This window comes from Lapidilactobacillus luobeiensis, from assembly GCF_024345205.1.
In the GTDB taxonomy this organism is placed as follows: Bacteria; Bacillota; Bacilli; order Lactobacillales; family Lactobacillaceae; genus Lapidilactobacillus; species Lapidilactobacillus luobeiensis.
In genome coordinates this window covers 49,900-61,069 of sequence record NZ_BROC01000015.1, presented here as the reverse complement: position 1 = coordinate 61,069, position 11,170 = coordinate 49,900, and the positions used below count along the sequence as shown (strand labels likewise).

Sequence of the window (11,170 nt, the reverse complement as noted above, 5' to 3'; positions counted from 1 at the left end):
CTGCACATTTATCGAAACTTTGTTCAGTTTTCAAAGGTCTACTTTGTCGCAACAGCAACTTTAATATCTTAGCACGCAGCCAATTCCTTGTCAACAACTTTTTCAGAAAAGGTTGTTAGAACAACGAATGAAGCGCTTCGATAATTGCTATTTCGCAACAGAAACTATCTTATCAATTTCAAAGACATTCGTCAATAAGAAATTACAAAAACTACGGATTTTTTTGAACTAGTCAATCATGAGCAAACTGATCGAACTTTAAAGAGGCCCGCTCTGACGCCGATCGTTGCGCTTTTCAAAATAAGTCAGCGCCTCTTGGATCCATTTGTTTTCACGAGCAGCGATCGGACGAAATCCTGAATTAAGCCGATGATTGGTCCAAAAATGCGTCTTGCGCCGATATTTCACTAAATAAGGATCTGTCTTTAACGCTCGTAAAGACAGACTGATTTTCTGCGAATATTCATCGACATCCAGCACTAACACGTTGATCACATCACCGATGCGCACGATATGATGAAGATCCGTCACATAACTATGGGTACATTCTGATATATGGACCAACCCTTGTGTTTGATCATCAAGTAATACAAAGACGCCATAAGGCTGGATCCCAGTTACTCGCCCTGTTAAAATATCACCGATCCGATAACTCATCGAACTCACTTCCTTTTTTCCAAAATCGCCTAATTACTATATTAACAGGGAAAAAAAGATTCGCAAAGTATTTCGACGTAATGCCGTACATCGACCTGTGATTTTCCCGGCCGAGAGACCCCACTTATCATCAAATTGTGGTAAAGTAGATGCACAAGTATGAATCTCAATCTAGTTTCGACTTAATTAGATATAGTAAGGATGCGTGAAAAAATTGGATCACAAATATGATCTCCTCATTATCGGTGGTGGACCGGTGGGGCTCTTCGCTGCTTATTTTGCTGGGATGCGCAACGCCAATGTCGCGATCATCGAAAGTCTCCCACAATTAGGCGGTCAGGCAGCGGCACTTTTCCCTGAGAAAATAGTTTATGATGTTGGTGGGATCCCTGCCATCAAGGCTAAAGATCTGATCAAGCAACAACAACAGCAATTGAGTTTATTTCCGCCCAAGATTTTTTTACAAACATCTGCGCAAGATATCCAGCAAGATGAGGATGGCGATTACACAGTTACCACGGATCAAGGGGTCCTTCACGCTCGTGCGATCATCGTGGCGATCGGCACTGGCGCTTTTTCACCGCGCCGGCTGGCATTTGCTTATGATCCTCAACTTGAGTCTGCTGGTTATCTCAACTATTTCGTTCAGGATCTCGAATCTTATCGTGATCAGGATGTAGTCGTTGCCGGCGGCGGCGATTCAGCGATCGATTGGGCTTTAGCACTGGAGCCGATCGCCCATCAGGTCACGATCGTTCATCGCCGCGATCAATTTCGTGGTTTAGAGTCAAGCGTAAGTAAACTTGAACAGTCCACGATCCAGATCAAAACACCTTTTTTGATCACCCAGGCAGATCAGGCAGTCGGCAAGATCCAACTAGATCTTAAGAGAGTCAAAACCAACGAGCATGAGATTCTGACCACCGATAAGCTCTTAGTCAATTACGGATTTACCGCCGACAGTCGGGTCTTGCGAAAATGGGGCCTGACCTTGTCAGGGCCGAAGATCAAGGTCGATACAAAAATGGCGACCAATCGTCCCAAGATCTACGCGATCGGGGACGCGATCACCTATCCAGGTAAATTAGATTTGCTCGCTGTCGGCTACGCTGAGGCGCCGATCGCGGTCACCACCGCGCTACAAACGATCTATCCTGACAAGATACAACCTGTCCATAGCACTAGTCTATTTGAACATTGATCATTTGCTAAAATCAAAAAGAAGGTCAGCCTAATGGAAACTGAACACACGATCCTTTATCGCCATGTTTTAGACTTATTACATTCACGCGGCGTCACTGTCGATGACATCGCTGATTTAGTTATTTTTCTTCAACGGGATTATATTCGCGACTTGACGCATGCTGAAGCGGTCAAAAGCGTTGAATTAGTTTTAAAAAAGCGGGAAGTTCAAAACGCGATGATCACTGGGATCCAGCTCGATGTTCTCGCGGAAAACCACGGTTTAGAGGAACCCTTGCAAACGATCCTCAGCAATGACGAAGGTCTGTACGGTGTCGATGAGATCATGGCCTTGAGTATCGTTAACGTTTATGGTTCGATCGGTTTCACCAACTACGGTTACATCGACAAGGTAAAGCCTGGTATATTGGCGAAATTGAATGCCCACGAACCAGGGATCATCCATACTTTTCTTGATGATCTCGTCGGCGCGACAGCTGCGGCTGCAGCCAGTCGACTTGCCCACGCGCACCCTGAGTTGGAAGATGATGTTGATATCTTCAAAACAGAATAACCTTCGCCCGCAGTCCGACCTCATTTAATCATAGTGCGAGCCGATCTGGTCAGCTCCTGAGCATAGCCTAGTAACTATTTTGGAGGCCGGGGTTTGCCTCCGGAATAGTTGCGTAGCTAAGCGCAAGGAGCTAGGTCGGCGAACACGTTTAAATCAGAGTGCGGAGCACAACGATTTGACTTTGAGCATTAACCTAGCAAAGATTATGGAAGCGTCCCTTGCTTCCGGAATCTTTGCGTAGTTAAGCGCAGAAGTCAGTTGTGCGCAGCACGTTTCAAAATCATAGTGCGGAGCGAGGATGGGTGGCTGCGAGCATTAGCCTAGTCATGGTTTTGAAAGCCGGTCTTTGCTTTCGGAACCATGACTAGGCTAAGCACAACAGCCAATCCTCGCGCAGCAGGTTTCAAATCAAAGTGTGAACCGACCTGGTCAGCTTCTAAGCATTTGCCTAACAACAGTTTTAGTGGCGTAGTTTGCCACAGGAACCGTTGCGTATTAAGCACAAAAAACTAGGATGGTGAGCACGTTTCAATCCAGTTCTTTCATGAAATAACGACCTGTCGCTTCGCGCAGGTCGTCATGGAGGAACTTTTTTTATTGTTGTCATGATTTGATCCTGATCAGACCGCTGCTAAAAGCTTTTTCCGTGAACGCCTGGCCACCACGATGCCACAGAGCATCAATATTTCAAAAATAATAAATGCCAGGGCAAAACACTGTGCAAAGAACGTCTCTGGCAACACCATGATCACGGGGTCGGTTTGTGGGTCAAACAGCCAATTGCTATTGCGGAAGAACAAATGATGAAACATCACGAAAAACCGATCGAAATCAAGTGCTGCCAGGCCTAAGAGCACTAGAGGCACGATCGCACCTAGCCACGCAGGCTCTCGTAAAAGATAACCTGAGCGTCGCCGCCGCAAAACAAATAGAAACCGTAATGCGATCGGCGTGCTGATCAATAATAATAGCCATGCCAATAAGAACAATTGCTTAACATCCGCGAAATGTTGAGTCCCTGCAACTGAGCTGGCAAAGTCCGCCATTTGCAGGCGGTTGACCCAAGGAAAATTCAGGTAGGCCATCAATTGACGATAATCCGTCATCAATTGTCCAGTGGTAAATCCAAATTCAGTCAGTTTTAACCAGTGGATATTGGCCAGATATAAAGGAAAACTGCCCAATAGTGTTAAACAGACAGTTAGACTGATCGTCCAGAGTCCCAGTCCGAGCCAAGCTAGGACTCTTTTTAACGTTACCCAGATCATAATGGCCACTCATCCAAGGAGTTGATCTGATAAGTCGGCTGTTGTGCTTTGGTTGCAATGACCTCGGGTTTACTAACACCGGTGTACACCAACAACTGATCAACTTTTGCATTGATCCCCGCGCGAATATCAGTTTCATAATTATCGCCCACTAATAAAACCTCGTCGGCTTGCCGTCCCAGCACACTTAAAGCAGCCTGAACAATGATTGGCTCTGGCTTGCCGATATAAGTGGCGCGTTGTTGCGTTGCGCGCTCGACCATTGCGATCACCGAACCAGCCCCAGGGACCAGCCCCCGTTCATTGGGCAGATTCGTATCCGCGTTCGTACCAATAAAAATTGAACCTTGGCGGATCGCCAAAGTTGCCAGCTCGAACTTATGATAGGTCACATCATAATCCAAACCAACAACAACGTAATCGGGATCAGTCTCGTTCAAACTTAGACCTGCATCCAATAAAGCCGAAACCAGACCAAGTTCCCCGATGACGTAAACTGATTTACCGCGGAGATCACCATGGTTCTTTGCTTTTAGATAACTAGCAGTCGCCAACGAAGGGGTATAGATCTGGTGCGGTTCAACATAGATCTGATGATTATCGGCTAGATTACGAACAACTGCCGCAGGTGTCTTCGTGGTATTGTTCGTTAAAAATAGAAAAGGAATCTGGGCCTTTTGCAATCTTTCAATAAAACGGCGCGCGGCCGGGATTTTTTCGGAACCACGATAAATAGTACCATCAAGGTCGATCATATAAGCTGCATATCGTTTCAAAAGTAAGAACTCCATTTTTTTAGTTTAAAAATCAAAACATATTGACGATCAGCTGACCGTCATGAGCGCATTTCTGCCCGACTGGTTTTGCTCAAAAATGGTCAGTAACCATTGTTTCCAAAGCAAATTCGTCGTTGTTTATTTGATAAATTTTTTCACCACCGCGATCATTTTTGGTCGAGCGCGCGAATGTGAAAACGTTTCTTACCATTTGGTTCTGTCGTTTGTGCCGCGGTCGCACGCACTGGCACTGATGGTGTCGCGGCCGGGCTTGATTTCGCGGTAGTATCAGCCTGACGCCGGATCCGGCCAGGATTACGTTGTGAACGCTCCGCCTTTTCCGGCTTAGCTACCACACTGTTTTTGGTCTGCTTCCCTTTGTTCGGACGATTCGCACGCGAATTAGTTCGCTGAGCCCGCTCGCCAGTTGTTGTGGTTGGCTCCGTTCGCGGTTTCTGATCATGATTGCCCCGGCGGCGTTCACCGTGACGATTTCGCTCGTTTGCGCTGGTACTGGCGGCGTTATTATTGCCGCGGCGACCATTGCCACGATTCGATTCTTGACCGCTACGATTTCGCGGCCGTCGACTTGGCGTTCGATTACTGGTCGCAGAATTAGGTCCACTTTTTTCAAGCACAAAAAAAGCACAGCCAAAATTACAAAACTCGATCAAATAATCTTCTAAACTTGAAATAACTTGGTCACGATTAGCGTTGCGATTTTCATCAACATAGAATCCTCTTAATCGCAATTGATCAAAGCCCCAATCCCCAACGATATAATCGTATTTACTAAGGATCGGCTCAAAACGTTCGCCTAAACGTTCCGGTTCAAAGCCATGATGATAATTCGTCACCAATCGATAGGCGCGGGTCCCGATCTCCAAATGATCTGGATCAAGAACTTTCACCACCGTCCCCTGATAATCAGGGTCTTGATCATGCTTCATATTAAAAATCTGAGGTTGACTTGTCAACGATGCCAAGTCAAGTTCATCTGTACTCACAAATAACGCTCCTTTGTTATCATCGCCGCACGATCGGTAGCCATGACTTGATCCAACTGTGATCTGCCCTTGAGTGGTCCACCATTTGGTCCAACGCCCACAAACAGGTATAATACTAGCAGATGTTATCTTTACTGATTTAACGGCTACGATCAGCCGATATGATTGGCTCGCAAAATCTCTGCGACTGTCTCTTGGATCTTACCGCTAGGCTTGGTCCATTCATCCCAAACTGTAAAATCTTCGGCAGGCATTTGAAAAGTGTCATTGATATAGTGTTCATAAACATCGACCGCAGTGGAATGTGGGATGTTCAACTGCAAAATGCGCACCTCTTTGATCAATCCCCGAGTGGCCGCCAATTCGGCGCGACCGTTCATAAACATGTTCGAGATCTCGTAATATTTACTACCATCATTCCGGGTGATCTGTTCGATCAGATCCAGCGTTTGATATTTCTCAGCCATTTAAGTCCCTCCAGCAATAGTTTAAGTGTATCATGTTTTGCAACGAACGGGTATCATCTCGCGATAAATCCCCAGTTGGTAACCGTGCTATCAAACAGATCATTCTAAATAAAGTTAGGTGTTTATTATTTTTCGAAAAATCATTTTTTCAAGTTTACTCTTATTTCTTTGGTCCGTGCTCAGCGCATTCGTTGTCGTAGGTCACCGGGGCGATCCCATCAACGCGCCTGAAGAAACGCTAGCCAGTTTCGACCTTGCTTTCAAAAACGGCGCTGACTATGTCGAACTAGACCTGCATGTGGCGCAAGATAATGTCTTAGTCGTCTCTCACGACCGAAATCTGGCAAGGATCACTGGCCAAAACGCGATCGTCTCGCAAACACCTTGGGCCACGATCAAAACTTTTCATCAGGCTAATGGCGAACCGATGCATTCTTTGGATGAGATCTTCGCCTACTACCAAAACCGTCCCGAAACCAAATTTTTGATTGAAACCAAAAAGACCAAAAAAGGGAATCCCAAAAATATGGAAGCCCTGATCGCCGCCAGTGTCCATCGCTATCACATGGAGAAACGAGTCATGTTTCATTCTTTCTCATTGCTGAGTTTACAGAATTTAAAAACACTTTTACCCGAAGCACCGCGGATCTTTATCGCGGGAACGCTTAAAAAAATCAATTTTGAAGTTTTACAAACCGCCACTGGCATCAATATTTCTTCAACGTTAGTCAATGCTAAACTGATCCAACAATTGCATCGCCTCGATCAGAAAGTCTTCGTTTGGGCGCAAATGACGGAGAACGCGGCCCAATGGAATTGGTTGGTCAATTTGCCGATCGATGGTGTGGTGACCAATTATCCCCGGACAGGCAACCAATACCGCAATCAAAAAATGGACGCTAAAATCAAAACGATCGACTTGGACGGCGCCTTGATCACCAATGAAAGTCAACCTAGTTATGAGAACCCCTACAACCTTACACTGATCAAAACCGCAGCACAGCCCTTGCTGGAATATCATGCGCAGAGCTTTGTCGTCAGTCATGGCGTGCCCTACTATCAAATCGGTGATAATCGTTTTATCGCAGCGGCAGGTTTCAATTCGTTAGCAGATGTGCCTTTGACGCGACCCTACCTTGACCAATATTTCCGACTGGCCACAGGAATGGATCGCGAACAACGTCAGCTTTACGATCGCCCCTTCGCGCCTAAAGCCAATGGGAATCATTTAGCGACTGCCACCAACTATCAGATCACAGCCGTCCAATTGAATGGTGCGACCCTTTGGTTTCAAGTTCAACAAGGCTGGATCCGGGCGCAACCCGGGACCGTTTCTTTTGTTGAACATAGTCAGGCCTGGCGGGATTATCAAAAATTACCGCCACAAAGCAAACTGGCGCACCCGACGTTGACCTGGCCACTAGCGCGGCGACGCCCAGCCACAGAAATCAGCGGTGACCTACCTCCTCTGGCTACCGATAATTTGAGCGTGGCTTTAGCCCCAGCAAATCAAACCTGACCCATCTTCGTAGCGCTGATCAAAACCAGCAGAGCAACGGAAACAAGTTTTTCGGCGAAATCAGTAGCCGAATCGGGGTCTGATTCGTTATAATCAAGAGATGGTGTCAACACTTAAGGAGTCTGTCAATGAATGTAACCGATCGGGAATCAGAAAATGAAACAGCCGCGATCGACCATCAAGCTTTGGTCCATGAGGTCACGGCAACTTTACCGCCAACAGAAACAATGACGCAAATCAGCGAATTGTTCAAAATCCTAGGTGATCCCACGCGGGCCAAGATTTTGTATGCCCTATTTGAATCGGAGCTACGCGTTTATGATATCGTGGCGGTTTTAGCGTTGTCGCAATCAAGCGTCTCGCACCAATTGCGTCTGCTAAAACAGGCCAAATTGGTCAAATTCCGCAAAAGTGGGAAAGAAATCTATTATTCATTAGCAGACGCCCACGTGATGACGATCTTCAAGCAAGTCATTGAACACATCAATGAATAATTTTTAGAAAAGAGGCAGATTTACATGGTTGATTGGTTAAAGGAAGCAACAGCACGGCAGGACGATCTTTTAAAAGATCTAATCAGTATTTTGGAGATCCCCAGTGAACGTGATATCGAGCACGCAACGGCGGATCAACCGCTAGGGCCCGGTCCGGCAAAGGCGCTGGCTCAAATGTTAGCGATTGCTGAACGCGATGGCTTTGTAACAAAAAATGTGGAAAATGTGGCCGGTCGGGTCCAATATGGCGCTGGTCAAGAGATTTTCGGCCTCTTGGGCCATATGGATGTCGTCCCGGCTGGTCCTGGTTGGCAAACAAATCCTTACCAACCTGTGATCAAGGACGGAAATCTGATCGCTCGTGGTAGTTCCGATGATAAAGGACCAGCGATGGCCGCGTATTACGCCCTAAAAATCATCAAGGAGCTGGGTCTCCCGGTCGCTAAACAGATCCATTATATTTTTGGGACTGATGAAGAAAGTGAATGGGTCGGGATCGATCGTTATCTCGAAGTTGAACCGACCCCTGACTTCGGGTTTTCTCCAGACGCTGAGTTCCCGATCATTAATGGTGAAAAGGGGATTGCCTCATTCAAATTGACCTTTGCGCCAGGATTGACGACCACTGGTGCAACGTCATTATGCCGATTCTCAAGTGGCATTCGCGCCAATATGGTGCCCCAAACAGCAACTGCGATCGTGAAGGGCCATGACCTTGATCAACTGGGCACTGCCTTGACTAACTTTGCTGCTGAAAATGATCTAGTAGCTGACGCCGAGATTCAAGATGAGCAAGTCATCCTCACCTTGACCGGCAAAGGCGCTCACGCCCAAGAACCACGCGATGGCGTTAACGCCGGGACTTACTTGGCACTTTTTCTAAGCCAACAAACTTTAGATGAGGCTGGACAGCAATATGTCAATACGATCAGTAACTGGCTACACTTAGATTCTCGCGGCAAAAAGTTAGGGATCGCCCACCACGACGAATTGATGGGTGAATTGACGGCCAGTCCGGATATCTTCACCTATACCGCAGGCCAACACAATTCGGTACTGATCAATGTCCGTTATCCGCAAGGCACTGATGCTGAACGGATCCGTCAACAGATCGCGACAACGATCGCTGCGGCCAATGTCACTTGCCAAATCGACGGACACGCGCAAGAACCGCACTATGTCTCTGGCGATGATCCTCTAGTCAAAACATTGCTGGCTGTTTATGAACGACAAACTGGACTTCCCGGTCATGAGCAGGTGATCGGTGGTGGCACTTATGGTCGGATCCTTGAACGTGGCGTCGCCTTCGGTGCCCAATTCCCCGGTCAACCTAATGTTATGCATCAAGCCAATGAATTTATGCCGATCGCAGATATCATTAAAGCGACCGCGATCTATGCCGAAGCGATCTATGAATTAGTTCGGCCTTAAACTACTGGTTATAATCCGATCCTAAAAATAGCGCCGCCTACTCTGAATGCTCAGCGTAAGCGACGCTATTTATTTTTGCTCAGATGACGCGTATTATGGTCGGCTCCTTTGCGTTTGGCCTAAAACCACTCATCGCGATCACTTTTCCATCATTGTGCCGGCCGGCTGGGTGGACTCCTTTTTGGGTGAGATCACCAGAGGAGTCGGTTCAGAAAAATCTATTTTCTGCCACGAAAATAGCCGCTGCCACTGTGCCAAAGCGGTTGGTCCCAGTAAAGGGATCAATAACAAGAAGATCGGCAAAAATTGAATCAAATAACGGCTACGACCACCTTCAAAAATCAGCAGGAACAAACAGCCGCCAATGAAAGTCAAGCGCAAAATTTGGGTGATCAAATCGCGCCGGCGCCATCCCAAAAAGATCACGGTCAATCCGCTGATCCAGATCAGTTGCGCCCAAAAACGAAAATCGCCTAGATAGCGCCCATTCAAATAAAATAGATTTCGCAATTGACCAATGGCCCCTTTTTGCTCAGGAACACCTTCCTCAGCAAAGAAATGGCCCTCCTTGACCCAAGCAAAGGTCCCATCTGCTGTGTTAGCGCGCTGTTTATTGAATAAGAAACGTAGATAGCCAATAAAGCCATGCTTTTTCAATCGTTGGCGAATCAATTTCTGTGAATAGGCCGTGCGCGCTTTTTTGCTGGGCAAGCGATTTAAAGCAAGCACGTCCTGACCATTGTAGCCACCAACGCCACTTAGACCCATACTGAAATAATTCCAAGCTGTCATTTCACGTCCCGGTTGTAAAGTTAGATACGTTTGTTGCTGCAACGTTCGCTGGATCGTGAAATAGCTGCCTGCAAATCCACTCCACAATGCCAGTATGATCAAACAATGGGACCAAAATTTCTGGCCAAGCAATGATTGGTCTGATTTTGTTGAGAAACGCCGGGCTAGCTGAACAAGTTCTCCGATCAAGATCGCGACAACAGGGATCAGCGCCGAAGGTTTAAGAAAATAAGCGTTGACGACCAATATGCCACTGCATCCGGCCGCGATGATCTTCACCAAATTGGGCAATTGGCTGTGCCGCCAGATAACGTAGGTCAACAAATAGCCCGAGACCAAAGGAAGTACCCAAGTATCTGAATAAGGTACCACGATCCAAGGGAAACAGCCCAGCCAAAGCGCGTGGCAATAGACTGCTGTGGGAACTTGCCGCGGCGCCAATACCTTGACCGTGAAAAGATTGAAGACCATGCTTAGATCAACTAAAAATAAAGTGACGTAATCAAAAAATAACCAGGCCGTTGTCCCCGATCGCTCCGCCAAGAAATTTTGAACTAAAAGCAACCAAAGATTATTAGGATAAATGCTGAAATAGGCCCGAAGCTCCGCCTGATCAGGATCAATCAGGCCTTGATGGATCGCGCCCACATCAAAGCCGACCGCGGGATGAAAAATCGTTACAAACCAGATCTGCAAAAGCACCACGAAGCCCAAACAGACCCAAGCAGTGATCTGCCGCTTTTCAATAAATATTTTTTTCAAAAAATGTCGCAAGGCGGCAAACGCCCATAAAGCCAGTGCTACGCTTCCCAGAATCAATAGACCCACCGTTGTGATCATTGTTGTTCCGGTCCCGAGTACCTTATTATCGCCCAGTATCAGATTAGGTGATGTCAACGCGAAATAAAACGTCAGCCCCAAAAAGAGATAAAAAATCCGACTGATCGCACGCCAAGACCAATTCGCAAATCGTTTGATGATCTTCACTCCTTCAATTGAACCA

The 11,170-nt window shown here is 46.8% G+C and carries 11 protein-coding genes; 5 read left to right on the top strand and 6 right to left on the bottom strand.

Annotation, left to right across the window (positions count from 1 at the left end; translation table 11 throughout):
* Positions 1–258 precede the first annotated feature (258 nt).
* The gene (locus OCU21_RS06930; protein WP_261806709.1) at positions 259–657 is read right to left on the bottom strand and encodes a CvfD/Ygs/GSP13 family RNA-binding post-transcriptional regulator; all 399 of its coding nucleotides are present in this window, start codon (positions 655–657) and stop codon (positions 259–261) included.
* Positions 658–871: 214 nt separating this feature from the next.
* Between OCU21_RS06930 and OCU21_RS06925 the strand changes: the two genes are divergently transcribed.
* Positions 872–1,858 (top strand): NAD(P)/FAD-dependent oxidoreductase, encoded by a 987-nt coding sequence (locus OCU21_RS06925; protein ID WP_261806708.1) that lies wholly within the window; start codon positions 872–874, stop codon positions 1,856–1,858.
* A gap of 33 nt (positions 1,859–1,891) precedes the next feature.
* Entirely contained in the window at positions 1,892–2,413 is a 522-nt protein-coding gene (locus tag OCU21_RS06920; RefSeq protein WP_261806707.1) for a phosphatidylglycerophosphatase A family protein, read from the top strand.
* A 620-nt stretch (positions 2,414–3,033) separates the two neighbouring features.
* On the opposite strand, the gene OCU21_RS06915 is transcribed toward OCU21_RS06920, so the two are convergent.
* From OCU21_RS06915 to OCU21_RS06900, 4 genes are all read right to left on the bottom strand, one after another.
* The gene (locus OCU21_RS06915) at positions 3,034–3,681 is read right to left on the bottom strand and encodes a TIGR01906 family membrane protein (protein WP_261806706.1); all 648 of its coding nucleotides are present in this window, start codon (positions 3,679–3,681) and stop codon (positions 3,034–3,036) included.
* Complete coding sequence (locus tag OCU21_RS06910; RefSeq protein WP_261806705.1) at positions 3,678–4,472, bottom strand: TIGR01457 family HAD-type hydrolase; 795 nt, start codon at positions 4,470–4,472, stop codon at positions 3,678–3,680. Before OCU21_RS06910 ends, OCU21_RS06915 begins: the two co-directional genes overlap by 4 nt.
* 152 nt (positions 4,473–4,624) lie before the next feature.
* Complete coding sequence (locus OCU21_RS06905; protein ID WP_261806704.1) at positions 4,625–5,464, bottom strand: YutD family protein; 840 nt, start codon at positions 5,462–5,464, stop codon at positions 4,625–4,627.
* 152 nt (positions 5,465–5,616) lie between these two features.
* The gene (locus OCU21_RS06900) at positions 5,617–5,931 is read right to left on the bottom strand and encodes a hypothetical protein (protein ID WP_261806703.1); all 315 of its coding nucleotides are present in this window, start codon (positions 5,929–5,931) and stop codon (positions 5,617–5,619) included.
* A gap of 118 nt (positions 5,932–6,049) precedes the next feature.
* Between OCU21_RS06900 and OCU21_RS06895 the strand changes: the two genes are divergently transcribed.
* The 3 genes from OCU21_RS06895 to pepV all read left to right on the top strand — a co-directional run bounded on the left by OCU21_RS06895 (position 6,050) and on the right by pepV (position 9,375).
* Positions 6,050–7,450, top strand: coding sequence for a glycerophosphodiester phosphodiesterase (locus OCU21_RS06895; protein WP_261806702.1), 1,401 nt, complete (start codon positions 6,050–6,052; stop codon positions 7,448–7,450).
* Between the two features lie 128 nt (positions 7,451–7,578).
* A complete protein-coding gene (locus OCU21_RS06890) occupies positions 7,579–7,944 on the top strand; it encodes an ArsR/SmtB family transcription factor (protein WP_261806701.1) in 366 nt (121 codons plus the stop codon).
* Positions 7,945–7,968: 24 nt separating this feature from the next.
* The gene (gene pepV, locus OCU21_RS06885; protein WP_261806700.1) at positions 7,969–9,375 is read left to right on the top strand and encodes a dipeptidase PepV; all 1,407 of its coding nucleotides are present in this window, start codon (positions 7,969–7,971) and stop codon (positions 9,373–9,375) included.
* A 138-nt stretch (positions 9,376–9,513) separates the two neighbouring features.
* Here the strand turns inward: pepV and OCU21_RS06880 are convergent, their stop codons facing one another.
* Positions 9,514–11,154: a TIGR03766 family XrtG-associated glycosyltransferase gene (locus tag OCU21_RS06880; protein WP_261806699.1), complete on the bottom strand. Its 1,641-nt coding sequence runs from the start codon at positions 11,152–11,154 to the stop codon at positions 9,514–9,516.
* Positions 11,155–11,170: the final 16 nt, after the last annotated feature.

What these genes read in the sequence shown, in the direction of transcription:
- pepV (WP_261806700.1), top strand. Translation starts at nt 7,969, where the DNA reads ATGGTTGATTGGTTAAAGGAAGCAACAGCACGGCAGGACGATCTTTTA.
- OCU21_RS06920 (WP_261806707.1), top strand. Translation starts at nt 1,892, where the DNA reads ATGGAAACTGAACACACGATCCTTTATCGCCATGTTTTAGACTTATTA.
- OCU21_RS06900 (WP_261806703.1), bottom strand. Translation starts at nt 5,931, where the DNA reads ATGGCTGAGAAATATCAAACGCTGGATCTGATCGAACAGATCACCCGG.
- OCU21_RS06910 (WP_261806705.1), bottom strand. Translation starts at nt 4,472, where the DNA reads ATGGAGTTCTTACTTTTGAAACGATATGCAGCTTATATGATCGACCTT.
- OCU21_RS06930 (WP_261806709.1), bottom strand. Translation starts at nt 657, where the DNA reads ATGAGTTATCGGATCGGTGATATTTTAACAGGGCGAGTAACTGGGATC.
- OCU21_RS06890 (WP_261806701.1), top strand. Translation starts at nt 7,579, where the DNA reads ATGAATGTAACCGATCGGGAATCAGAAAATGAAACAGCCGCGATCGAC.
- OCU21_RS06915 (WP_261806706.1), bottom strand. Translation starts at nt 3,681, where the DNA reads ATGATCTGGGTAACGTTAAAAAGAGTCCTAGCTTGGCTCGGACTGGGA.